19 protein-coding genes and 1 pseudogene are annotated in these 24,931 nt (G+C 66.7%); 4 read left to right on the top strand and 16 right to left on the bottom strand.

What is annotated here, in order from left to right:
* Window positions 1-184: 184 nt before the first annotated feature.
* Window positions 185-370, top strand: a pseudogene (locus tag CFB89_RS06610) (phosphatidate cytidylyltransferase); the annotation flags it as partial.
* A 40-nt stretch (window positions 371-410) separates the two neighbouring features.
* On the opposite strand, the gene CFB89_RS06605 reads toward CFB89_RS06610, so the two are convergent.
* The 5 genes from CFB89_RS06605 to CFB89_RS06580 all read right to left on the bottom strand — a co-directional run bounded on the left by CFB89_RS06605 (window position 411) and on the right by CFB89_RS06580 (window position 5,352).
* A complete protein-coding gene (locus CFB89_RS06605) occupies window positions 411-1,235 on the bottom strand; it encodes a topoisomerase IV (protein ID WP_089467205.1) in 825 nt (274 codons plus the stop codon).
* A gap of 51 nt (window positions 1,236-1,286) precedes the next feature.
* The gene (locus CFB89_RS06600) at window positions 1,287-2,039 is read right to left on the bottom strand and encodes a hypothetical protein (protein ID WP_256979592.1); all 753 of its coding nucleotides are present in this window, start codon (window positions 2,037-2,039) and stop codon (window positions 1,287-1,289) included.
* A 304-nt stretch (window positions 2,040-2,343) separates the two neighbouring features.
* Entirely contained in the window at window positions 2,344-2,655 is a 312-nt protein-coding gene (locus CFB89_RS06590) for a hypothetical protein (protein WP_089467203.1), read from the bottom strand.
* Window positions 2,655-4,013, bottom strand: coding sequence for an acyclic terpene utilization AtuA family protein (locus CFB89_RS06585; protein WP_089467202.1), 1,359 nt, complete (start codon window positions 4,011-4,013; stop codon window positions 2,655-2,657). Before CFB89_RS06585 ends, CFB89_RS06590 begins: the two co-directional genes overlap by 1 nt.
* Before the next feature lie 40 nt (window positions 4,014-4,053).
* Complete coding sequence (locus CFB89_RS06580; RefSeq protein WP_089467201.1) at window positions 4,054-5,352, bottom strand: CitMHS family transporter; 1,299 nt, start codon at window positions 5,350-5,352, stop codon at window positions 4,054-4,056.
* Window positions 5,353-5,449: 97 nt separating this feature from the next.
* Between CFB89_RS06580 and CFB89_RS06575 the strand changes: the two genes are divergently transcribed.
* The gene (locus tag CFB89_RS06575) at window positions 5,450-6,346 is read left to right on the top strand and encodes a LysR family transcriptional regulator (RefSeq protein WP_089467200.1); all 897 of its coding nucleotides are present in this window, start codon (window positions 5,450-5,452) and stop codon (window positions 6,344-6,346) included.
* Window positions 6,347-6,379: 33 nt separating this feature from the next.
* Here CFB89_RS06575 and CFB89_RS06570 read toward each other — a convergent pair whose 3' ends face one another.
* Both CFB89_RS06570 and CFB89_RS06565 read right to left on the bottom strand, forming a co-directional pair.
* Window positions 6,380-6,964 (bottom strand): flavin reductase family protein, encoded by a 585-nt coding sequence (locus tag CFB89_RS06570; RefSeq protein ID WP_089467199.1) that lies wholly within the window; start codon window positions 6,962-6,964, stop codon window positions 6,380-6,382.
* Between the two features lie 132 nt (window positions 6,965-7,096).
* A complete protein-coding gene (locus CFB89_RS06565; RefSeq protein WP_089467198.1) occupies window positions 7,097-7,522 on the bottom strand; it encodes a VOC family protein in 426 nt (141 codons plus the stop codon).
* A gap of 112 nt (window positions 7,523-7,634) precedes the next feature.
* Between CFB89_RS06565 and CFB89_RS06560 the strand changes: the two genes are divergently transcribed.
* Both CFB89_RS06560 and CFB89_RS06550 read left to right on the top strand, forming a co-directional pair.
* Window positions 7,635-8,525, top strand: coding sequence for a LysR family transcriptional regulator (locus CFB89_RS06560; protein WP_089467197.1), 891 nt, complete (start codon window positions 7,635-7,637; stop codon window positions 8,523-8,525).
* A 336-nt stretch (window positions 8,526-8,861) separates the two neighbouring features.
* A complete protein-coding gene (locus tag CFB89_RS06550; RefSeq protein WP_089467196.1) occupies window positions 8,862-10,088 on the top strand; it encodes a transglycosylase SLT domain-containing protein in 1,227 nt (408 codons plus the stop codon).
* A gap of 63 nt (window positions 10,089-10,151) precedes the next feature.
* On the opposite strand, the gene CFB89_RS06545 is transcribed toward CFB89_RS06550, so the two are convergent.
* The 9 genes from CFB89_RS06545 to CFB89_RS06505 form a co-directional block, all read right to left on the bottom strand.
* A complete protein-coding gene (locus CFB89_RS06545) occupies window positions 10,152-12,275 on the bottom strand; it encodes a phospholipase effector Tle1 domain-containing protein (protein WP_089467195.1) in 2,124 nt (707 codons plus the stop codon).
* Between the two features lie 5 nt (window positions 12,276-12,280).
* Entirely contained in the window at window positions 12,281-12,760 is a 480-nt protein-coding gene (locus tag CFB89_RS06540; RefSeq protein ID WP_089467194.1) for a DUF3304 domain-containing protein, read from the bottom strand.
* Window positions 12,761-12,768: 8 nt separating this feature from the next.
* Window positions 12,769-13,143 (bottom strand): DUF805 domain-containing protein, encoded by a 375-nt coding sequence (locus tag CFB89_RS06535; protein WP_089467193.1) that lies wholly within the window; start codon window positions 13,141-13,143, stop codon window positions 12,769-12,771.
* Window positions 13,140-14,030, bottom strand: coding sequence for a DUF4123 domain-containing protein (locus CFB89_RS06530; RefSeq protein ID WP_256979591.1), 891 nt, complete (start codon window positions 14,028-14,030; stop codon window positions 13,140-13,142). Before CFB89_RS06530 ends, CFB89_RS06535 begins: the two co-directional genes overlap by 4 nt.
* Window positions 14,031-14,035: 5 nt before the next feature.
* Window positions 14,036-16,843 carry a type VI secretion system Vgr family protein gene (locus tag CFB89_RS06525; protein ID WP_089467191.1) on the bottom strand — a complete coding sequence of 936 codons (2,808 nt, stop codon included), beginning with the start codon at window positions 16,841-16,843 and terminating at the stop codon, window positions 14,036-14,038.
* 340 nt (window positions 16,844-17,183) lie between these two features.
* Window positions 17,184-18,110, bottom strand: coding sequence for a hypothetical protein (locus CFB89_RS06520; protein WP_256979590.1), 927 nt, complete (start codon window positions 18,108-18,110; stop codon window positions 17,184-17,186).
* Window positions 18,107-21,808 (bottom strand): type VI secretion system Vgr family protein, encoded by a 3,702-nt coding sequence (locus CFB89_RS06515; RefSeq protein ID WP_089467189.1) that lies wholly within the window; start codon window positions 21,806-21,808, stop codon window positions 18,107-18,109. Before CFB89_RS06515 ends, CFB89_RS06520 begins: the two co-directional genes overlap by 4 nt.
* A gap of 61 nt (window positions 21,809-21,869) precedes the next feature.
* A complete protein-coding gene (locus CFB89_RS06510) occupies window positions 21,870-24,269 on the bottom strand; it encodes a DUF2235 domain-containing protein (RefSeq protein ID WP_089467188.1) in 2,400 nt (799 codons plus the stop codon).
* Entirely contained in the window at window positions 24,266-24,886 is a 621-nt protein-coding gene (locus CFB89_RS06505; RefSeq protein ID WP_089467187.1) for a DUF3304 domain-containing protein, read from the bottom strand. Before CFB89_RS06505 ends, CFB89_RS06510 begins: the two co-directional genes overlap by 4 nt.
* Window positions 24,887-24,931: the final 45 nt, after the last annotated feature.

The raw sequence follows: 24,931 nt of genomic DNA, 5'->3' as shown, positions 1-24,931 counted from the left end.
TTGCTTATTGGACGCGAGCTTACTGAAACATCGAAAAAGTGACTGTCAGTTATTGCCAAGCTGTTGAAGGAGAACCACAAATCCCGCATTTCGGACCTGTCTAATTGACGTGTACCGACGTACGACTTAGCAAACCGCGAATCGAACGAGAAGCCTCCGAGTACCCTGCGAATTGGCAGTTTTAATCTCGCTCGCGATCGTGATCGCGGGCTTCGTCGGCGGCCTCGTGCTGTCGGCCGTCAAGCGCTCGCTCGGCGCCAAGGACTGGGGCTCGATGATCGCCGGCCACGGCGGCATGCTCGATCGCGTCGACTCGATCTGCTTCGCCGCGCCGGTGTTCTTTCACCTCGTGCGCTATCTGTACGTGTGATGTGCGGGCGGTGCGATGCCGCCCGCTTCCGCGCGACGGATCAGTACCCGTCGCGCAGCGCCTTCGGCACGGTGTAGCGGCCGCGCGCGGCGTCGAACTTCACCGTGTAGCGCGCGTGGATGGCCTTGTCGCCGCGCGTGCCCGTTTCCGTGACCGTCAGCGGATAGACGTCGCCCGTGCCGGTCGTGTCCGGCGCGATCTCGAAGCGGCGCTCCTCGCAACGCGCGCGAGCATGCGCGCATTCCGTCGACTCGGCATTGTCGAGCGCCTCGTCGATACGCGCCGCCGCATGCACCAGCCCATTGCCGTAGGGCAGCCAGATCGAACGAAAGCTTTGCGTGTAGCCTTGCCGCGTGTCGCTTTCGCCGATCGCGAACCCGAACAGGTGGGGCCCGAGCCGCTCGATGCGCACCGTGCCCGGTTCGCCGCGCTGGCCCGATGCGATCTCCGTTTTCTTCGCGACCGGCTCGAGCGTCCTGCCGTCCGGCGAAGGCTTCAGCACGTACAGGTCGATCGCGCCCGGCGTCGCATCCGAATCCATGCCCGGCATCCCGTTCTGCACCGCCGCCTCGGTCTCGCCGCACATCGCGAGCAACGTGCGCGGGCCGTCCGCGGTCGCCACGCGCAGCACGCCGCACGGCGAATGGATGAAATCGCCCTCTTCCGCCTGCCAGCCCTTGCGGTCCGCACGCCAGTCGCCGTACGTGTCGTGGATGAAGGTTTTCAGTTGACGGTCGGGCTGGGCCGGCTCGGCGGCATGAACGAGCGACAGCGCGGCGAGCGCCGTGAATGCCGTGAACGCGCCGAGGGCGGCGCGCGAAGCCGCGAGCGGCTTGAGACGTCGATTCCGGTTCTGGATAGTCATGACGAGGTTCGGTCGGATGGATCGGTGGCGGATTGTTGCAGAAACGACGGATCAAGGTTGCCGCGGCGCGATGCCGGTGCCATCGGGCTTCAGCCGCGCGGTTCGCACCCATCCTTCGGCGATACCGCGCGTACGCGGATTCAGGTAGACGACCGACGTGAAGCGGCCGTACTCGGTCCGCGCGTCGACGTGGTCGTGCTCGACGATGAACAGCCCGTCGATCCTGCATGCGTCGTCCGGTGCGGAAAAAAACGGCAGCCGCCCGTTGCCGACGACGACGCGCCCGGCATCGCTGCCCATCACGTCATCGCCTTGCGCCTGCGCACGGCGGTTCAGCGCATCGCAATCGACGGCACTGTGCATCGGCGCGGCCGATACCGAACACGTCGACACGAAACGCGACAGCGCGCGCCGGTCGATCTTCAGCACGTCCGGCCGGTCGGGATCGCGTGTGACGTCGAGCGCCTGCATCGTCCGCGTATCGAGTGTCACCCACCCGACCGTCGCTTCGCGATTCGGCGTGCCGGGATGGTCGGGCGTCGAGAACAGGCGGATCCGATAGACGTCGCCGTTGCGCTCGTCCACGTCGGCATGGATGTCGTGCCGGGCAAACGCGGTCTGCCGCAGCGCAGGTACGATCAGTGCCGTCAGCCGTTCGTTGCACGACGCCGGCGCGGCGGCGGCGGCCTGCACGGCCAGCGCGCCGACGCACGCAAGCGCGACGCGCACGGCGATGGCCGCGCGCCGGCTTCGCCGACCGGCCTCGTCATTCGCGCCAGTCGGCGCTACGATCTCGTTCTTCACGCCTGGCTCCGTTCGGTACGCGCGGGCATCGACCCGCAAGGCCGTAGCGTACACGCACGCGCGCCGAACCACATCCACCGACACCGCCCATCAACCTGAAGCTCGACATCGCCCAGCGCGCCGGCCACGACGGCGACAAGCACGACAACCTGCCGCGCGCGATCGGCGACTATCGTCGGAATCGGCGTCTGCACGTCGCCGGCGAACGCCTCGCGCACGCGAACCGGCGTCGCGAACTGCTGACCCCGTGAGTCCGAATGTGAGCGTGAACGCGCGTGCGGCTGGCCGCGCACACGGTCACGCGTCACGCCGGGTCCGGCACCTCGATGGCCAGCAGCGCCGAACTGACCGACTTGCCATGCGCATCGAGCGCGAGCGAGCGCGTGACCCCGCCGCCGAGCGCATCGCGCATCACGAAGTTGAACGCGCCGAGCGCCGGCAACTCGTAGCGCACGACGTCGCCGTGCACGATGCCCGCGAGCCATGCCTTCACTGCTTGCGCATCCAGATGCGTGCACAGATGGTCGTAATGACGCGGATCGCGGCAGATGACCGACACGTTCAGCGTATTGCCCTTGTCGCCGGTGCGCGCATGCGCGAGTTCACGCAGTTGCATCAGGCCTCCACGAATGAAAACGACGGCGTCACGGCCGCGCGCGGCAGCAGCACCGACTGCACGGCGATCACCTCGCGCGTCGATTTGAACGCGCCGCCGCCGCCGGCCGGCCCGTTCGTATAGAGCGTCTCGACTTCGTTGCCGATCCGCGCGGCTTCGGCGGCGTTCGCCGCGCGGCCGGCCACCCGCACGCGCACCTCGGCCGGCTCGCCGCGCACGGCCGGCGTCGCGTCGCCATACAGCGCATCGACGCCGATCAGGTCGAAGCGCAGCTCGCTCGCCGCGACGCCGGTCAGCGCGAGCCGCTCGCGAACGATGTCGAGCGCCAGACGCGCACGCGCGAGCGCGCCGGGGCCGCCGTACGAGATCTGGCCTTCGCCGATCCAGCCGTCGACGTAAGCGACCGACACCTTCAGCGTATCGGGCCGCGCGGCGCCGCGGCCGCCCGTCACGCGCACGCGATCGGCCGCCTCCTCGGCGACCGCCACGCGCGTGAAATCGGCCACGACGTCGGGCTGCAGATACCGCGCCGGGTCGTGAATCTCGTAGAGCAGCTGTTCCTTGCAGGTCGCCGCGCTCACGCGGCCGCCCGCGTGCGGCACCTTCGTGATCACGACCGATCCGTCGGCCGCGACCTCGCCGATCGGAAACCCGAGCCGCGCGAGATTCGGCACGTCCTTGTAGCCGGGATCGGCAAAATAGCCGCCCGTCACCTGCCCCGCGCATTCGAGCAGATGGCCGACGACGGTCGCGGCCCCAAGCGCGTCCCAGTCGTCCATCCGCCAGCCGAACGCGTGGATCAGCGGCGCGGCGAACAGCGATGGGTCGGCGACGCGCCCGGTCAGCACGACGTCCGCGCCAGCGGTGAGCGCGTCGACGATCGGCGCGGCGCCGAGATACGCGTTCGCGGACACGATGCGGTCGCGATACGCGGCGACGTCGTCGCCCGATTCCTCGAAGCGGAACGCGCCGCGCAGCACGACGTCGAGCACGTCGTCGCCTTCGACCGCCGCGACCTTCAACCCGGCGATGCCGAGCGACTGCGCGATCTGCGCGGTACGTCGGGCGGCCGCGCGCGGGTTCGCCGCGCCCATGTTCGACACGATGCGCACGCGCTTGGCCGCCGCGACCGGCAGCACCGCGTGCATCCGCGCGTCGAGCAGCGGATCGTAGCCGAGCGCCGGATCCTTGCGGCGCGCCTGCTGCGCGATCGCGATCGTGCGCTCGGCCAGGCATTCGAAGACCAGATAATCGAGCTGCCCGTGTTCGGCCAGTTCGACCGCGGGCTCGATCCGGTCGCCGGAGTAGCCGGCGCCCGCGCCGATGCGCACGCGTCGTTCAGGTTGCTTTACTGTCATGTCCGTACCGTCGTCCGGCGGCGTGCGCCGCCGCGAAGAATCAAAAGATGCCGAGCACGACGCACGCGATCGTCATCACGATCGACGCGCCGAACAGCAGCGGAAACGTGAATTTCTGATGCTCGGCCAGCTCGATCCCGCACAAGCCGACGACGAGGAACGTCGCCGGGGTGAGCGGACTGACCGGAAAGCCCGTCGTCATCTGGCCGAGCAGCGCCGCCTGTCCGACCTGCACGGCCGGCACGCCGAGCTGGCCGGCCACTTCCGCGATCACGGGCAGCACGCCGAAGTAGAACGAATCGGGATCGAACAGCATGCTGAGCGGCATCGACGCGAGACCGAGCGCGACCGGGATGTGGCCGGCCATCGACGGCGGCACGAAGCCGACCGCCGCCTGCGCCATCGCCTTCAGCATCCCGCTGCCCTGCATGATCCCGGTGAACACGCCGGCCGCGAGCAGGATGCCGGCCATCATCAGCGCGGCACGCGCATGCGCGTCGATGCGCTTGCGCTGCATGTCGACGTCGGGGTAATTCACCATCAGCGCGATGCACAGCCCGACCATGAACATGATCGCCGGCGGAATCTTCTCGCCCATCACGACCATCGTGCCGAGCACGACGAGCGTCAGCACGAGGTTGAACCAGAACAGGTGGGGCCGGCGCAGCGCCTGCTCGTCCGGCGTCAGCTCGCGCCTGGGCAGCGGGATCGACGCATCGTCGCGCGACAGGCCAAGCCGCTTCTCCTCGCGCCGGCCGAGCCAGTACGCGACGCCGAACACGAACACGAGCCCGATCGCCTGCACCGGAATCAGCGGATTGAACAGCGCCGACACCGGCAGGTGCAGCGACGCGGACGCGCGGATCATCGGCCCCGTCCACGGCAGGAAGTTGATGCCCGCGGCCATCGATACGGCGGCGGCCAGCACGCGCCGGTCCATCTTCAGCCGGTCGTACAGGGGCAGCACCGCGGGAATCGTCACGAGAAAGCAGACGGCGCCCGAGCCGTCGAGGTGAATGAGCAGCGCGAGCAGCGTGGTGCCCATCACGATGCGCGTGGGCCGCGTGCCGACCGCGCGCAGGATCCGGTCGATGATCGGATCGAGCGTGCCGGCGTCGGTGATCGTCCCGAAGTACAGGATCGCGAACACGAACATCCCGACGACGGGCGCAAGCCCCTTCAGCCCGTCGATGACGAATTTGCTGGTGTGCAACCCGAAGCCGCCGAGCAGCGACGCGGCGATCGGCACGACGATCAGCGCGACGAGCGGCGACATCCGCTTCGACAGAATCGCGGCCAGCAGCACGACGATCGTGCCAAGCCCGAGTAACGGCAGCATCCGTGTCTCCTACCTTGTCTTTTGTTGGAGACGAGCGTAAGGTCGGCGCAGCGATAGCACAATTGAAATGATTTGATCGCAGCAATCACGAACCGTTATGGATCTGAATCTTCGCGACATTCGCGCGTTCGTCACCGTCGCGCACGCCGGCAACTTCACGCGCGCGGCCGCGCGGCTGCACCTGTCGCAGCCGGCGCTGACCGTGCAGATCCGCCGGCTCGAGGAGATCGTCGGCGCGCGCCTGTTCGACCGCAACAGCCGCAGCGTCGCGCTCACGCAGACCGGCCGCGAACTGCTGCCGCTGTTGCAGCGCTCGCTCGACGACATGGAGCGCGTGCTGCGCGATGCGCGTGCGCTCGGCGAAGGCGCGAGCGGCACGGTGCGGCTCGCGTGCCTGCCGACCTTCGCGTCGAGCATGCTGCCGGAGCTGATCCAGTCGTTCCGGCGCGACGTGCCGCGCGCGGGCTTCGAGATCCGCGACGGCGTCGCGAGCCTCGTCACCGCGCTCGTGCGCAACGAGGATGCCGATCTCGGGCTGACCGGCGGCGACACGTTCGATGCGTCGCTGGAGGTGCTGTATGCAGGCGCCGACCGGCTCGTCGCCGTGTGCCCGCGGGATCATCCGCTCGCGCGCAAGCGCCGCGTCACCACCGCCGACGTCGCCGGCGTGCCGCTCGTGCTCACCGCGCAGGGCACGAGCGTGCGCAGCGTCGTCGATGCCGCGCTGGACACGGCCGGCTGCACGCCCGACATCGCATGCGAGCCGACCTACATGATGACGGCCGTCGCGATGGTGCGCGGCGGCCTCGGCGTGACGATCCTGCCCGCGACCGCACGCGAGGTGCGCGCCGAGCCCGATCTCGTCGTGAAGCCGATCGACGATCCGGCATTCGCGCGGCCGATCGCGCTCGTCGCGAAGCGCGGGCGCACGCTGCCGCGCGTCGCGCAGGCGTTCGCCGAACTCATGCTGGCGGAATTGAAAAAGCGCGCATGACGCGCGCCCGATTCGGGACAGTGCGTTCGGCGCTTACTGCGCGTCCGGATCGACGTGCAGCGATTCGCCGATCGCATAAAAATTGCCGCCCGCGATGTAGTGCAGGCTGCGCAGCGCGGGATCGGCCGATTCGAAATACCAGTGGCCGTCGCGAAACACGCGCGTGTCCGACCACGCGCCGATCACCTCGCCGATGAACAGGTCGTAGGTCTGCTGGTTGTGCGGCTCCGGAATCAGCTTGCACGCGAGCCAGCCCGAGCAGCCGGCGACGAACGGCAAATCGTGGCCGTCGACGTCGAACAACGTGACGCCCGCTTCGCGCAGCTTGTCGGGCCGCTGCGCGAGGCTGTGGCTGCCGACCGCATGCGTGAGCTGCAATTGCGCGGCCGTCGGCACCTGGATCACGAACGTGCCGCTGCGCTCGACGAGTTCGCGCGTCTTCGCGGATTTGTCGAGCACGACCGTCAGCTTCGGCGGCAGGAAGTCGAGCGCGCACGCCCAGGCGGCGGCCATCACGTTGTCGACGCCGTCGTGGCGGGCCGACACGAGCACGGTCGGGCCGTGATTGAGCAGACGGTAGGCCTTGTTCAGCGCCACCGGCGCAATGTGACTGTCCATACGGATTCCTTGGAGAACGATGCGCATGAACCCATACCGTGCGGCGCGGCGCCGGCCGCCGCACCTGCGCGCGGCCGGGCCGAAGGCCGCATTCTCGCACCCAGGTTCAATCGGCGCCGGTGCCGTGGCCGGTCACTTCGCGAACAGCTGGCCGATGTCGCGCAACGCCTTGAATTCGAGCGCATTGCCGCACGGATCGAACAGGAACATCGTCGCCTGTTCGCCGACCTGCCCCTGGAACCGCACGTACGGCTCGATCACGAAAGTGACGCCGAACGAACGCAGCCGCTCGGCGAGCGCTTCCCAGCTCGCCCAGTCGAGCACGATCCCGAAATGCGGCACCGGTACGTCGTGGCCGTCGACCGCATTCGTATGCGCGCCTTCCTGCGACGCGGTTTTCGGATGCTGGTGGATCACGAGCTGATGCCCGTAGAAGTTGAAGTCGACCCACTGCGCACTCGAACGCCCCTCTTTCAGACCGAACACGCGGCCGTAGAAATCGCGCGCGGCCGGCAGGTCGTAGACGGGAATCGCCAGGTGAAACGGGGAAAGACTCATGATGGCCTCGTGAAGGAATGCTCGCGTGGCGCGAGGACGGCATCATGGTAGACAACGCCGAGCAAAAATTAAATCAATATAAAATTGGCCCATTCACAAATGGAATTGATGAATGATCCGTGAGCTGAAAACCCTCGTCGCCGTCGCCCGGGAAGGCACCTTTGCCGCCGCCGGCAACCGTATCGGGCTCACGCAGGCGGCCGTCAGCGCGCAGATGCAGCGCCTCGAAGCCGAGCTCGGCTTCGCGCTGTTCGACCGGCAAGGGCGATCGGCGCGGCTCAACGAGCGAGGCCATCACGTGCTCGACCAGGCGCAGGCGCTGATCGGCCTGTACGAGAACCTGAGTTCGACCGCGCCCGGCTCGCCAGCCGCCGTGCGCGTGACGATCGGCGCGATCGCGTCGGTGCAGAGCGCGCTGCTGCCGGCCGCGCTCGCCGATTTCCATCGCCGGCACCCCGCGTGCCGCACGCGCGTGATACCCGGGCTGTCGATCGAACTGGTCAACCGGGTCGATGCGGGCGAGATCGATATGGCCGCGATCATCCGGCCGCCGTTTGCGCTGCAGAGCGACCTGCACTGGACGACGCTCGCGCAGGAACCGTTCCGGCTGATCGTGCCGCGCGGCGTGAAGGGCAAGGACTGGGCCGCGCTGCTCGCGAACGAACCGTTCGTGCGCTACGACCGTGCGTCGTTCGGCGGCCGCCAGGTCGATCGCTTTCTGCGCAAGATGCACCTCGCGGTGCGCGACACCTGCGAGCTCGACGAGCTCGACGCGATCGTCAAGCTGGTCGCGAACGGCGTCGGCGTCGCGATCGTGCCGCAGACCGCCGTGTATCGCCGCTGGCCGGCCGGCGTGCGCGCGATCGACCTCGGGCCTCACACGTTTCACCGCGACATCGGGCTCGTGCATCGTGCGCGGCGCACGATGTCGGAGCCCGCGCAAGCGCTGGCGCAACTCATCGAGGCGGCGTCGCGGCGGCGCGCAGGCGCGAGCGTTTCGTAGTCCATCGTCGCGCCTTTCTCGTACGCGAAGATCGCGGCGTTGTCGGGGTGCCCGGCGATTTTCCGTTTCACTGGTTCATCGCCGGTTTCATCGCGCACCTGACGTAATACGTCAGGTTTCCGTCCCCGCCATTGCGTCGGCATTCGCCCAATGCCGGCCATTTTTACCGATTCGCGATCGCCTCGAACCGTGATCCGGTGCGATAAAAATGCGCGGCACCCGCACGGGAAAATGCAAAGGAAAGTTTGACACGAGCCATTTGCCCGCCTGCTATGGCACACTTCGCGTCTGCGTAATTTCCTTGCACCGGGCGCCCGGATTCCGCCCCATCCTGCCATGCCGCGTCATACCACTCGCCCGCTCAGCCGCAACACGCTGACCCTCGCCTCGACGATCGCGCTTTCCTGCGCGCTCTCCGGCGTCGCACGGGCCGATTGCCTGGACGACGCGGCCGCGTTCCAGCACGTCAGCGTCGCCCTGATGCGCGGCATCGCGCAGGTCGAGTCGGGTATGAATCCGAATGCGATGAACACGAACACCAACGGCACGGTCGACATCGGCCTGATGCAGATCAACAGCACGTGGTTGCCGACGCTCGCGCGCGAAGGGATCACGCGGGAAAGCCTGTTCGATGCCTGCACGAACGCGTATGTCGGCGCGTGGATCCTGTCGCAGAACATCCGCCAGCTCGGTCCCACCTGGAACGCGATCGGCGCGTACAACTCCGCATCGCCCGACAAGCGCCTCGCGTATGCGCGCAAGGTCTATGATGCAATCCGGACCATGCCGGATTCGCCGGATACTCCCATGCCCATCCTTCCACCGTCCTTTACGCCGCCGCAACAGGCGCAGACGTACAACCCGTTCGCGAGCCTGAGCGTGTCGGCGCCGCCCGTCACGCGCGCACGCACGCTATCGCCGGCCTCGCCGCCTCCGTCGCCGCAGGGCGGCCCCGCCGGCCCGGCCGGCACGTACAACTTCGGATGGACGGTCACGGGCGCCGACCAGGCCAAGCCGACCCAGGTGTTCGACGACGGCGCGCGGGTCTACGTGCAGTTCAGCGACATGAAGCACGTGCCGGCGATCTTCACCGAGACGTCGGCCGGGCGCGTGCTGATGTCGTGGGAGCTGCAGTTTCCGTATGCCGTCGTGACGCGTCCCGCGCAAACGTTGATCTTCCAGCTCGGGCCGTTCGAAGCGCGCGCGCAGCGCAGTGCCGCGGCCGCAGGCATGACCGCGCAGGACGGGATGGCGGGGACGGCGAAGGCCGGGGCCTCGACTTCGGCATCGAAGAAATCGGCCAGGACGGCGATGAATGCGGCGACGAACACCGCGCCCGATACGGCAGCGAAACGCACCGCGTCGGCCGACGCGCTGTGGTACGTGAATACGCCGTCGACGTCGGGAACGGCGGCGGCCTCGCCCTCGACCGCGAATATTCCCGCCACACTGCCGACGGCCATCACGTCGAACACGCCGCCGCCCGTGCCGGCTCAAGCACCGGCCGCGGCCGCCCAGCCGTCGCGCGCCAGCGCGGACGCGCTCTGGTACATCTCGCAGTGACGCACGGGCAGGCTGCCTATCGGCAGCCGGTGTCGGCGAGAGGCGGACTACCGAACGACCGGACTATCGAACGACCGTCGTGCCTGACGGTGCCGCTACGGTCGATACCAGCGATTGGTACACGTCCGCGACACGGTCCAGGAACGACTTGTCGGGTGCGGTCGCGATTTTCTGCATCGCCCGCGTGTTCATGTAGTTCTTGATCGACACGAGGCGGCTCCACACCGACTCGACGTCGCTCTCGGCCATGCTGTCGTGCACGTGCTTCACGAACAGCGGATACATCGCCTCGACCTGAGGCAGGCGCTCGCCCGGATTATTCCAGAGCCAGAACAGCGCCTGCGCCTGCGGGTCGGTGTTGAATATCGACGGCGGCAACTCGCCGCCGAGCTGCTTCATTGCCTGCTTGCCATCGAACCCGTATCCCGGGCGCGTACCGTGCTGCTTCTGGAAATCGATCTCGCGCACCAGCTTCTCGTAACGTCCGTACGCCAGCGGATTGGCCGCGCCGCCGAGCCAGCCCGGCTTGCGCTGCGCCGCGGCCGCGCGATTCTCGGCCTGGTCGTACCACATGCGCAGCCACTGGATATACACGACCATATGGCCCTTGAGCTCGCCCTGGATGTCCTTCGGCAGGTCGGTCACGACGATCGGGCGAGGCGGCGCAGGATCGGGCACGCGGCAACCGTCCGTCATGTCGGGCACGGGTTTCGGATTGAGGAAATCGAGCGGCCCGATCGACGGCTTGAGCGTCGCCGACGGATAGCCGATGCCTGTACCCAGTGGCGTGAGCGGCGGAATCTCGCGTGTCGTCGCCACGAGTTTCTTGACGGCCAGCCGGTAGTCGAGCTGGAAATTCTGGATCTCGGGCGGCGCGACGATCTGCTGATACAGCGCGCCGTCCTCGTTCGCCAGCGCGGTCAGGCTCGGCATCGGAATGCCCGCGCCGTACGCGCGGTGGTACATCATCTCAAGCGGCACGCGCGCCAGCTTGTCGGAAATGCCGTCCTCGCCTTCGATCGCGCCGCCGCCCACGTCCACCTGCGCGCCGGGAAACAGGCGCTCCTGCCGCCGACCACGCATGTCGGACGGGTCGACACCGAGCATCGTCAGCGGCTTGTACACGCGCAGTTCGTGGGCGGCCGCATAGTGCACGCATTTCTCGATGTCCGGCGACAGGATCAGGTCCGACGACACCGCGTTGCTCAGCGGGATGTAGCCCGTCAGCAGGTTGTCGTCGAAGCGGTTCGTCACGCAATCGAACAGCCCCATGAACTTGATCTTGACCTGAACGCCGTCGTATTTTCCGCCCTTGGCGACCTCGTCGAGCAATTGCTTGGCGAAAGCGAGCGCAAGGCCGCCGCCCATGTCGTAGCCGAAGATCGCGACATGGATCTTGTTCACCGTGCCGGCCTGCTTCGCGCCGGCCACCGCCGCCTTGAAATCCTCTTCCGCCGCCTTCAGGCGCGTATCCACGCCCGTATTGAACAGTGCGGCGCCCAGTTTCGTATCGCGCGAGAGCTGGAACGACTCGGCCGCCGCGCCCAGCGTTTCCTTGCCGACCTCCTTCAGCACGGTTTTCGGAATCCGGTACGGATACTTGACGACGTCGCGCCAGAAGCCTTTCCATTCGTGCCGCAGATAGCGCAGTGCGCGATTCTTTTCCGACCCGGGCCGCTCGATCGCGCGCTCGATCCGCTTGCGCGCGTCGCCCAAGCCGTCTTTCGTCTTGCCGACCAGCGTATCGAACGTGTCGCTCACACGATTTCCGAACGTAGGATTGCTGATCTTGCCGCTCTGCTTCCACGCATCCTCGGCGGCCTTCTGCGCCTTTTCCTTGGCCTTGTCGACCGTCTGCTCCTTGAGCTTGTCGCCGGCCTTCTCGCTGATCGTATCCGTCGCCTTGTCCTTCAGGACCTCGCTCAGCACACCGGCCTCGGGGTCGAAATCGGCGCCGAGCCCCGGATAGTAGAAGCGCCGCATGTTCTTGTTCTTCTTGTCGTACGCGGCGTTGAACAGCTTCAGGATATTGGTGCGCGGACCGTCCTTCTCGCCGAAGCCGAATCCGTCGAAATAGAAGCTGACCCACAGCATGTGTTCGCATGCGGGACACATCTGCTCGGCCTCCGCCTTGACGCGGTCCGTCTCCGCGGAGACGGCGTCCTTCTTCAGGTTGATTTCGGCCATGGCACTTACTTCTCCTGCGTCGGTTTGAGTTCGGGCGCATTCATGTCGTCGACCCACTGCAACTCTGCCGTGCCGTTCTTGCGGAAATACACACGCAGATAGCGCGACGTCGGCGATTCCGGCTGAGGAATGGTCACGTCGATCGTCTTGCGCTCGGGCTGGATGCCGCGCTGAATGTCGTCCAGCGGCTGCGCGAATTCCCAGAACAGCTTCACCTTCTGCCCCGGCGTGACCTTGCAGCCGCAGGCAAAGCCGCCGCCGCCGCCGAATGCCTCGCCGTCCTCGCGTGCCGACGGATTGCCGAAGCATCCCGACTTGTGCTCGTTGTCGAGCCAGAATTCGTGCAGCTTGCGACCGTACTCGTTGTATCCGGTGACGCACACGTTATGCGGCTCCGCCGACGCATCGACACCGTGCTTGCTGCATGCGGCGAGCACCGTCAGCCCGATCAGCGCCAAAACGTGCATCCCTGCTCTGAATTTCATCGATACCCTCACAAACTTGCGTCGTTGTTGCCTGCGTCCGGCGATGGCGGACCGAACCGGTTGCGCGCGTCATCCCCGCGATAGAACCCGTTCATCGCAATGGCGATGAACGCGCCTCCGACCGGGATCGCATGAAGAAGCGTCCACCATCCCGACTTGCCGAGGTCGTGCCACCGCCGCACCGACACCGCGACGAGCATCCAGATCATCACGATCGCGAATGCCCAGCCGACGACATCGACGAACGTCCGGGCCCGCTGCGCGGCGGGCAGATCGGCGAGCGCGTCGAGCGCGGAGCCGGCGAGCAGCAACGGCACGGTCACGCACCACCATTCCAAGCGCCCGGCCCGGCCGCGGAATGAAAACAGGGCGGCCACGTTCATCGCCGCGCCTCCGGTTCCGTGTCGACACTCGCAGCATCGTCGTGCTCGATCAGATGGTCGAGCAGTGCTTCGCATAACGCATCGTGATCGTTCCGATGCGCGGCGATGCAGTCGGCGACGATCGCGTCGTCGAGCCGCACGTGGGCGTACATCGCCAGCGTCGCACCGATCCGGTAGGCGAGCCGGTCATCGTGCAGCCCCTGTGCGTCCAGCAACCCGAACAGGCTGCGCATGCTCGCATAGGTTTCGAACGGATCCGCGTCGACGGGGATCCGGCCGTTGCGTCGCAATTCGGCGAGCACGGCGTCAGGCCGGCTCTCGTGCCGCAACGCGTCGAGCTCGCGGGCATCCACACGTGGATAGAAGATCCGTTCGTGCCGGCGCGGATGCCGCACCGTACCGACGGTGCCGTCGCGACGCACCCAGGTCCACGACACGCACGGCGACAACAGCGCCTGATAGCGCGACTCGGACAGCGCGCCCGCCAGCATCTGAAACACTGCCGCGTCGTAGAACCGCAGCAGCCCGTCGCGATCGTCGGGCAGCGTCACGCGCGTCCTGACGCCGAGTTTCGGCACGAGTTCATCGAGCGGATACACGCTGACCAGCGACAGAAACGCGAACGGCCGCCGCGCGAGCTGCCGTTCGAGCAGCGCCGGCACGTGCGGTGCACGATAGTCGCACACCAGCGCGCAGACCTCCGGGCTGGTCGCCTCGGGCTGGCCAGCGAGCACGTTGTGAACCTGTCCTTGCGCAATCAACTCGCGCCAGGGCGCCGCGTTGAGCGGCAACTGCGACGCATCGGCCAACAGATAGCGATGGGCATCCGGAAACGCAGCATGCTCGGCGGCCGCCGTCGTTTCCCATGTCTGGAGCAGCGCAGTCATCGTCGTCATCCGCGCGTGGCGATCGCTTCGTGGCGATGCGCGAGATCCCGCATGCATTCGACGCATGCGGGCTTGTTCATCGACGGCAACTGGACGTTCGCGGATCGCGGGCCGGTCAGCGTGTGCTGGGCCGCATGGAACGTCGCCTTGCCCGGCGCGCCGATCACGATGTCGTTGCCCTCCATCTTCAGGAACGCGTTGGCCGCCGTCAGCAGCAGCCGCTTCGGCGACTGCAGCGCGACACTTGCCTGCGCGCTCGATACAGTCACCGTACGCTGCGCACCGGCGTCGAGCGTCCCGGCGTTCTGCGCCTGCACGGTGACGGCGCCCGTCGCGGCATGAAGCGCAATCCCGGCGGCCGGCACGGGGCGGCTGCCGCCCGGGGTGCCGTGCGTGTACAGCGCGATGCCTTCCTTCGCGACGATGCTCGACTTGCCCTGGACCGTGACCTGCACGTCGCGTCCGGCGCTCAGCACGGTTTGCGTGCCCGACGTCCACACGTGGCTTTGCGCCGTCAGCGCGGCGACGCCGGCCGCGCCGTGCGCGACGAGATGCGGATGCTGCCACGCAACCGCGCCGCCGCCGCCGGCACCGCCCGCGCCGCTGCCTTCGCGCGTTGCGCCGAGCGACACCTGGCTTTGCCGCAGGCCCTCGATCGCCGCGAGCTGCGATGTCGTGTCGCCGACAGTCGCGACACCACCGGGCTGCGCCGTGCGCGTGCCCGGCTCCGCCCCCTGCTTGCGCGCGAAGTTCGCGAGCCCCTGCAGCATCTCGCGTTGCTGCGCGAGCACCTGGCTCGCCGCACTCGCGTCCATCTGGTTCACGCCGGGCGCCGTGCTGATCAGCAAGCCGGCGCCGGCGCGCAGCGCGGCGGCTGCCTGCGTCGACAGTTCGGCGCCGTAGCCGCGATCGGCCAGACGCCGGTTGTCCTGCACCTGCTTGATGTGCCCGAGCGTCAGGCCGCTGCCGTGATCGGTCGTATAAAGGCGCGCACTCGACTGCCCAGCCGTATCGTCCAGCATGAATTGTCGAGAACCACCGGCGCCGGTCTGACTCGCACTCAGGTCCTGCGTCTTGAAGCCGGTCAGCACGGCCGCGTGGTCGTTGCCGGCAAACCAGGCCGCCGCATTGGCCGTGCTGCCGCTCGGGCCGCCCGCCAGCGCATTGTGCTGCGCGTCCGCGTTGCCTTGCCCGTTGTACAGCGCGGCGACCGCCACCGGCCGGTCGGGCTGGCCTTCCAGCCATTCGGTCCAGACTTCCTGACCGACGCGCGGCACGCTCACCCCGCCCCAGTTGTCGCCGCCGACCGGTGTCACCATGCGCGTCCAGGTGCCCGCGCCGCGATCGGCCGGCGCGTTCGCCGCGCGCGGATGTTCGTCGCGACTCGCGGAATTCTGCCCGCGCTGCGCATGATGCTGGATCCGGATCCGGTGATCGCGTTCGGTATGAACCGGATCGCCCGCGCCGACCACGATGCTCGTCTGGGCACCCGGCATTACCGCCACCGGATGCACGCGTGCACCATGCCCGTTCGGCGCCAACGGCCGGTAAGTCTGGTCGAACGGCAGCGCGGCGAAGCGGTTCCGGTACACCTCGTCGCCGTCTACCAGCGCGCCGCCAGCGTGCGTCGCGGCGTCGAATGCCGCGTGCAGCGCCTGCGCGCCGCCCTGCTCGCCCGGTGCGGCATCGAGCATCGACGGAATCGCGCCCAGCCGTTGCGCGATCGCGCCGTGCACGTCGGCGCTCACGTTCGCGCGCGCGTCGTGCTCGACGCGCAGGCACACGAACGCGCGCGATGGATCGAGCGACGGATGCTGCGACATCGCGAAGTGCAGCCCCGGCCGCAAATCGCGACGCGTGCCGCTGCCTTCGGTCTGCAGCGCCGCCACGCGCTGCGCATCGAGTTGCTGCTGCGCGCGCTGATCGCCGATCGCGGCGGTCTGGAACGCGTACGGGCCGGCGACATCGCGATCTTCGCCCGGCGCGACCGCGCCGCTCGCGCGCACGCCGGACGCACGGGTCGACAGGCTTCGGTAATCCCAGCTTGCGCGCGCGACGCTGCCGATGCGCCAACGGCGCGCGTTCATGAATTGCCGGATGCCGCCGCGCGGATCGCCGTCGCTCGTCTGATGGAAACCGACGACTTCGGGTTCAGCCGGGGCGAAGCGCTGGTTCGTATCGGCGAGGACGAGCGTGTGCTTGCCCAGGTCCGCCGAATGCGCATCGCCTTCGTGTTCGAACCAGTAGAAGATGCCCTCTTCCGCCCACAGTCGTTCGAGAAACGCGAAGTCCGATTCGCCGGCTTGTGCAGTCAGGCTGCGGTTCGCATATTTCGCCGGGTCGGCGAGCGCCCAGCGCCATGCCGGCGCGATCGCGCCACGCGCGTAGTGCGCGAAGATCTGCTCGCTGATCTCGACCACGCTCGCGTTCACGAAGTTGTAGCTGTCGACGCGCTGATGCAGCAGCGCGAGCCACGGTTCGACGACGAGCCGCACGCGTGCGAGCCCGCCGTTGTAGCCGACGAGTTCCGCGGCCGTCACGTGACCGTGGAACGGGCGCCGTGCGTCCTGCCCGTCCGCGAGCTGCCATTCGACGAGGATCGATGCGCCGATCAGCTTGTCGAGCGGTACGTCGGGGCGCTCGGTCAGCGCGGTGACCTGGAACCGGAAGCCGCCGCGATCGAGCGACTCCCATCCTTGCAGGCTCTCCGCGACGAGTTTGTCCGTGCCGAGCGGCGTGGTCAGCCACAGGAACCGGTCGTGCTGCGACCAGCCGCGGAAGAATGCCTGGATGAGATCGGATTGGGTCGACATGATGTTTGGTTCGGGATTCGCTGGGCTATGTCTCAAATCAGTTCTGCCGTGTATTTTTCGATGCCCGTATACTTCGTCGGCGGCATGATGCCCATATCCCGATCGGCACCTCACACGGGGAAACGTCGATCAGCATCACGCCGCTCCCGCGCCGTTGCGCCGCTCGACTTCGACATATTGCCGACTCGGGATCATAAGATTGTTTGTCCAGACGTCCATTCCATCGATGCGCGCCCGCGCCGCCCTCACCGCCTGAATTCGAGTTCGACCGGCATGCGATTGAGTTGGAGCGAGTCGAGAATGTCGGACGACGATGCGTGTAGCCTGCATCACGTCTGGATCACTCCCTCGTCAGTTTCACGTTTTCCAGCTGGTCCATCGGCGTAAAGAACCGCCCGTCCATTTCATGCGGATGAAGGATGTCGAGGTTCATCTTGCCGACGAAAACGTAGTTGCCAGCCTCGACGCTCCGCATTGCCGAATCGGCGCCATAGGTCAAATCCGCATACGGCACGAGAAATTCGATCCGCTCGGACTGGCCCGGCTTGACGATGATTTCGCGCCGATAACGACGCGACGCGTCGCTTAGATATTTGCTGACAAGCCTGATGCGGAATCGAACGTGGTCGCTGCCGCCGCCGATCTGTACATATTGCAAATCGGGACGCGCCAAATCCGGCGACCAATGATCCGGACCGTCGACCGTCACGTCCTGCTTGCCGTCGTTCGCGAACGTCATATCGACGACAAGATGTTCCGCCGTGGATCGCACTGAAAATTCCGGATGAAGATTGATCTCGGGCCTGCCGTGCGCCAGCAGATCGTGCGCAAGGTCATAAAGCACCGAAAGATTGTCGTTGAATTGATCGTCGAACTGGTAGTTGTACGTGCCCTCGTAGTGGTGTCCGTCCTTGTCAAACGAATACACGAGCACGGACCCGCGATTGATTGCACGGATCTGGGGGATTGTCCTGCTGCTCAACGTCGCCTTCACCATATCGACATGCTGGCGATACGTTCCCGTAAGTTCCGCCGTATATTTCCCGATTCCGAAGTAACCCGACGGCGGCATCGGATCAATATCTCGTCCACGCGAAAAATACGACACCGTCCGGCCGTCGGTGGTGAAGATCATCGATGGCGACGGATTGAACTGCCCCTGTCCACTACGAATCTCGAAATAATCCGCGCGATCTTGTGCGAGCGCCATATCCACCACTCCGAAAGAAATCACCGACACTGCAAAAAAAAGGAAAAGACGCATCATTTCAGAACTTCCCAGTCAATTCCGGTTTTTTCATTGAACCAGTCACGGAAGCCATACATGTAGTACTTCGGAATTACCGGCTTTTCCGTGAGCATTCCGGCCCCCATCAAGTTCGTCTGGGTCGTTCGCTGCCAGTTGTCGACAAGTTGCGCCATTTTCAGATCGACCAGATGCTGTGAATTGATGTACTTTCCGAACACAGCGCCGCCGCCAAGAAAGTACTCATCCGGCCAGCCGAACAAATGCCCGGTCTCATGCACGATCGCGTGCTGTGTCGACGTCGGGACATACCGCCTCTGTTCGTCGTCCCACTCGACTTGCACCTCCCCCCAATTCGCCGAGTTCGCCCGCGTTACCTTGGGAAAGAGATTGATCTCGGCATGGCATCTCCCGGTTTGAACGAGTTCGACTTCAAGTTTCACCTTGACCTTGCATGTACATGCCTTGCCGAGCGGACACGCCTTCGGCTGCATCGAGTAATTCCCCCGGTTCAGTCCTTCCTCGATGCGCTTCTTGAAGCCCGACACGGCAGCAAGACCCCCGGGTCGGTCCACTACCCTGATGATCAAGCCGTCCCGTATGCCGTCGCTGTTGTACGGCACCGAAAACGGCTTGCCCGTCGACGGATCCATATGGACACGCCCCTGGTTGATCCAGTATTGATCCTTCAAATGAACCTTGATACGGACGGTTGCCGTCAACGTCGCCGTCGCAGGTGCATAGCCGATATCGTACGTCCCGGTCGATGCCGCATATTGAAGCCAGTTGGGTTTTCCATCCTTCAATCGGGGATTGCCGCTCTCATCTGTCTGATAATAATCGGCAGACCCCATACTGATGGTGTGCTCCTCCTTCTTGATCGCGGGAACGTGAAGATTGCACGGTCCACTTTGTGCAGCCGGACCTTTTTTTGGCATGCCCTCCAGCTCGCTGGACACAGGTGGCGGCGTCGAATAACCGAGCGAGGGACCCGATCTCCCCTCCGCCGCCGTGGATGCAGCGACGGAAGGCGCGGGCAACGGCTGACCGGGTGCACGGAAAAATGCCTGCGCCGCGCCGACGGCACCGCCGGCTGTCGGTAGCGTCGTACCGGCGATCGAACTCGCCGCACCCGCCAAACTTCCGCCCGCCGCCACCGCCCCCCGCCCCGCCGGACTCGCCGCCAGCGCCTGCACGAGAAAGTCGCACGGATCGCCCTGCGGCAACACCGGCAGCGCCGGCAGCTTCACGCTCGTCGCGCGCGGCCCCGGGAACGGATGCCCGCCCGCCTTCACGGCGAACCGCCCCGGCGTCTCGACGATGATGTCGCCGCCCTTCAACGTGATCCGGTTCGGCCCCTGCTGCAGCACGATCGCGTCCTGCGCGAGCACGTCGACGCGCTCGTCGGTCGACGTCACGCGCACGGTCTGGTCGGCGAGAATCTCCATCGCCGACGCGTGCGCCTCGACGCTCACCGGCCCTTCGCCCGCGATCGCCTTGAGCCCGCCCGCCACGCTGTACAGGCTCATCGCATCGCCCGTCGCCGCGGCCACCGTCGCACCGGCGCCGACGTGTGCATCGCCCTGCGACGTCAGATGAACGTGCTGCGCCGCATACGACACCGCGCTGTCCGGCGTAGTCATCACGATGTTCTCCGGCGACTCCATCAGCACCGCGGGCGTCGCGAATCGCTCGACGGGGTCGCCGCCGTCGCGCTGCGTCCCGGTCGGCTTGGTCGCGCTCTGGCCGCCCACGCTGCCCGCATACTTGCCGTCCTGTGCAGGATCGATCGCCTTGAGGAAATCCGTCTGCGTCTTGTTCGCGCTCAGGCCGACCGCCTGCGCCCCCGTCGCCGCGGTGTCGAGTTCCTGCGCCGTTTTCGCCGCGTCCTTCAATTGCTCCACGCGTTCGGCGACATCCATCTGCGTCGATGCGCCGAGCCGGCGCGCGGTACTCGACATCAGCACGCCCGCGCCGGCCCGCACGACACCCCAGCCCTGCGTCGCCAGTTCGAAGCCTTCACCGCGATAGGCGCCGCGCATCGTGCCCTGCTGGTCGATCAGATAGCCCTGCGCAAGACGCGTGTCGGCAGTGGAATTGCTCAGCTCGTGACGCAGTTGTCCGGCCGCATCGTCCATCACCCACCGGCTGCCGGGTTGCCCATCGAGGGTTTGCGTCTGCAGGCCCGTCAGTGTTCCTGAATGGTTCGCGTCGCTGCCTTCGCCCGCGGAGAACGGCGGACGCACGCGCCCGCCGTACACCTGGCCGAGCACGACCGGCGCATCGATGTTGCCCGACTCGAAACCGACCACCACTTCCGCCCCCACGCGCGGCGCAAACGCGTGACCGAAATTCGGCCCGGCCGCCTGTTCGGCGACGCGAACCAGAATGCCGGAACGGTGATCACCCGGCGCGTGGCCGGCCGGATTGGACCGGCTTGCCGTATCCGTCAGCCCGCCCGGCAGCGGCGCGGCACCGCGCATCCACGGAAACTGGATGCGGACCTGGTGATCGCGCGTGCTGCTGACGCGCCCACCCGGCTCGCCGACGACGATCGCGGTCTGCACCCCGTACACCGTCGGCCGGTCGCGGAACGGCGGCACGATCGGCGTGCCCTCCGGCACCGCGACGAAGCGGTTGCGATAAAGACCCTTGTCGAGCTCGCCGCGTCCGAACAGCTGCCCGATCTGCGCGCCGAGGTTGTTCACGGCCTCGTGCTCGATCGACAGCGGCACGAATCGCACGGTGCCGCCCAGATAGTCGTTCAGCGTATGGACCTTGCCGGTCTCGAGCGTGCGCGACGAGCCGCCGCCACGGTAGACCCGTTTCGCGAGCTGCAGCGCGTCGAGACGCTGTTCGGCATAACGCTGCGCATCGCCGCTCGTATCGAAGCGGCCGGCGCGCTGGCCGTCGTAGATCTCCCGCACCGGCAGCAGCGGCGCGTCGGCGTCCGCGGGCTGTTGCGCATGGCCGGCAAGCGCATGAAGTTCGCTGGCTTTCCAGCTCGTCGCCACCACACGATCCGGCACGAGCTGACGCCGATCGGAGAATTGCGTCATCACGCCGTCCGGATCGCCGACGTCCTGCGCATTGAATGCGATGGCGCTGCCGTCGGGCAGCCGCGCATGGCGGTCGAACACGACGACGGTATGGTCGCCCGACGGCGCCTTCCCCGCATCCTGCCCGTGCTCGATGCGAAACGACAGCCCGGCCTCGGACAACTGCCGCAACACGAAATCGAGATCCGTTTCGCGATACTGGCCGCGCAAGCGAAACGATCGCAGCGGCTCGACGCGTTCACAGCGCCAATGCGCTTCCGGATAGTCGCCGAACACGCGCTCGCAGATACCCTCGGCATCGAGATCGACGAAATACAAACAATTGCGGCGCAGCTGCAGCAGCGCGAGCCACGATTCCATCGTGAGCCGATAGCGTGTGAACTCGCCGTCACTCTCCGCATAAGCGGCATGCGTGACGTAGCCGTTCCAGCATCGTTCGCCCGCCGCCGTCGCGAGACGCAGCCGCGCGGCGCTGCCGATCAGCGGCGCGAGATCGAGAAACGGCTCGCTCGACAACACGTCGATCTCGAACCGGAACGATTCGCTGATCCCTTCACGACCGTGAAAGCGCTCGACCACGAAGGCGCCCGGCATCGCGGTATCGATCTGGATATGACGGGTCGCTTGCCCGTACCCCGTTAATGCGGCAACTAGATCCATGTCGTTTCTCGGCAATCGCGCGCGCATGCGTGTCGCGCCGGCGGGTTCGTATCCAATCGGTTCATCGGAACAGCTTGCTCATGTCGACGTTGCGCTGCATCTGCTGACGCATCGCCTCCATGTCTTCCTGTACGCTCGGCACATGGGGCGCGTCCCAGCGCACGCCGTTCACGTAGACGGTGCGCCAGCGCAGGTAGCCCCAGACGAACGAAAACTCGCGTCCCGAATCCTGCAGCGCGAGACCGCCGGTGACTTTCGGGTCGGTCAACACGGCGCTGTCGGTCGGCGCGGTGGCATCCCGGGCCGCGCGGGCTTTCTGTGCAGCCTGCTGCGCGGCGTCGTAACGTTTCAGGATGCCGGCCTGCTGCGCGGTCAGCGGCGAACGCGGTTCGGGCTCCGGCGCGACGTTGGCGGCCGGCCCGAGCCCGAGCGCACCGGCCCCCATCATCTGCATGATCTGCGACGGTCCCGGCACGCCGAGTTGCTGGCGCTTCTTCCACTCGGCGTGCTGGCGCTCGAACTCGGCCTGGCGGGTTTTCAGCGCTTTGATCTGGTTGTGGTTCCACACGTCGTCGTCGTCGCCCAGTGGCTTGAACCACGCGCGAGAGTCATGCATGAAGTTGTCGTACAGCGCGCTGATCGGGGCTTCCGGCGGCCCCATGTTCCAGTCGCCCCGCACCTCGAGCCACTGCTTCCATTTCTCGTCGAGCTGCAACTGGAAGAAATCCTCGGCGCGCCTGGCGCTCGCGCGCACCAGCGGGCCGACGAGCGGAAGCGCGGACTGCAGGCCCGCGGCGATCGGCAGGACGGCCGGCGAAATGACGGCCGCCGCCTTCGGGTTCTGCGTGATCTTGCGGCTGACCGCGTTGCCCGCGTACCGGCCCACGGTCGGTCCGCCTTCTTTCTCGCATTCGAGCAGGTCGCGCCATTCGAGCCGCAGTTCCTCGTTCGCGCTGTCGAGATCGACGGCATCCTGCGGATAGGCAGCCTTGGCGGCGAGAAACGACGGTTGCGAACGCAAATTGTCCAACCGCATCCTGCGCCAGCGCAGGTAAAGCCCGTAGTGCGCGCGCATCAGGCCCGGCGTGCCGTGCTCCTTCGCGTAGTAATAGCCGGCGCTCGTGCTCACATAGGCGGAAAACGCGCGCTTGAGCGCGGGAGAAATCGCGAATGCCGCCGCCGCTTCGGCAGCGACACCGGGCCCCTTGATGTCGAGTGGAACACCGGCCTTGCGCGCTTCGCGATACATGTCGAGCAGCGGCACCTGCGACAGCTTGTCCGCGTCGCCCGTGCCACGCCCCTGCTCGCCCGGCCCGTAACCGCCGCCGACATCCGAATGCACGCCCGGATAGACGATCTCCTCATGCCCGTCCCGCGACGCATCGATCAGGTCGAGCGGGAACGATCCGCGCGGCTCGTGGGCTGCGACCATATGGACGCAGCGGCGCACGTAGTGCGGCACGCCCATCAGTTCCTTGCGCCCCCAGCCGCCATGCCCGTCGAACAGCGTCGCGGCCGTGCTTTGCGCGATGCCGACCGACGCGACCGTATCGAAGATGCCGAGAAAGTCGTACGACACGGGCACGCCGCACAGGCTGAAATCGGGGTCCAGCGCATCGGCCAGCCAGTTCGAGAACGTGCGGGCCTCCGCCGCCCCGCGCGAAAAACCGAACACGTACAGGCGGATGCGCTGCAGTTTCGGCTTGCCCTTCACCAGCAGATCGCCGACGCGCGCCTTCATCTGCGCGCACCGGGCCCGCAATGCGACACGGCGTTTCTCGTCCCACGCGCGCATCGTCGCGGTCCAGTTCGCCGTATCGACTTCGCCCTTGAGCTGCGCCCAGATCGTGTCGCGATCCCACGTCAGTTCGATCCCGTTCTGCTCGGCGGCCATCAGCCTGAGCGCACCGACACTCGAACTGCCGCGCGCGTTGATGTCGCCGAGACTGCCCGGCTTGGGCGGCGTGCCGCCGAGATCGATGCCCTTGAAATTGAGGTCGACGCTGACGGCCTTCGCGAGTTCCTTGTCGCTCTTGCCAAGCGCCGCGGACAGCGAATTGCCGAACGCGTGCGCATGCACGACGTTGTGGATCTGCAGCAGCGCCCAGTTGATGCGCCCCTCGCCGGCCCATCCCGTCGCGGCGCCGGCCGCGGCCTGCAGCCCGACGCCCTGGTCGCCGATCTCGTCGACGAACGGCGTGCCGACGCCGGCCACGTAAATGGCACTGTGATACTTGTCGCGGGGAAACACGTCGAACAGCCGCGCGACGTTGCTGTGCTTGCCGCCCGCGCGATCGCGGTCGGCGTTGTTGCGCGTGCCGTCGAAGAAGATGCCGACATGCAGCGTCTTGCAGCAACTCATCCCGTCGTCGTCGTGCAGCCGGCGCATGATCGCGTCCTGCTCCTCCCGGGTGACGACGCCGACGTCAGGCCGGTCGGCGCTCGCGAAGCGGAAACTCATTGCGTGATCCTCTTGTCGGGATTCGGGCACTGCGGATCGCTGTTGCGCAACGTAAAGTTCCCGGGGCACGCTTCGTCGGGCGCCTGGAGATTTTCAGGGAAGCCGCGGTAGCCGGGCATCCACTGAGACGCATAGACCTTGATTCGATCGTGCGGAAAGAACAGGACCCACAGGAAGCCGTCGGAGAACGTGTCGTAGCGCTCGACCGGTACGACCCGGCTCGCAAGCGCCTTCGGATCCTTCCTGTACAGGTCGTCGTCCCGCCACTGCAGATTGACGGTCAGCCCCGGATGCCATTGTTTCGGCAACGCGACGCAGCAGATGATCGCGCCGCCGCCGCTGCCGATGCGCGCCGGCACCGTCCCGCCCCAGGTGCCGTCGACGTAGAACGCGCCGATCGGAACGTCGGTGTAGTTGAGCGCATTCAGCTTCAGCCCCATCGTGCCGGATGCGGCCGCCGCACTGGCGACGCTCGACGCACCGCCCGACGCCCCGGCCGCACCCGACGCGGCAGGCGACGCGTCGGTCGCGCGCGAGCATCCGGCCGTCCCGAGCAGGATGGCCATGAACATCAGCAGCCGAGCGGCAAACGTCGTGGAACCGGCATTCAAACTCATCTTTTCATCCTCTTGTCCGACGCCGTGCGGCGTGGATCGCTATCA

This window comes from Burkholderia sp. AU16741 (assembly GCF_002223345.1).
Taxonomy (GTDB): Bacteria; Pseudomonadota; Gammaproteobacteria; order Burkholderiales; family Burkholderiaceae; genus Burkholderia; species Burkholderia sola.
This window is presented reverse-complemented; position numbering and strand designations above follow the sequence as displayed.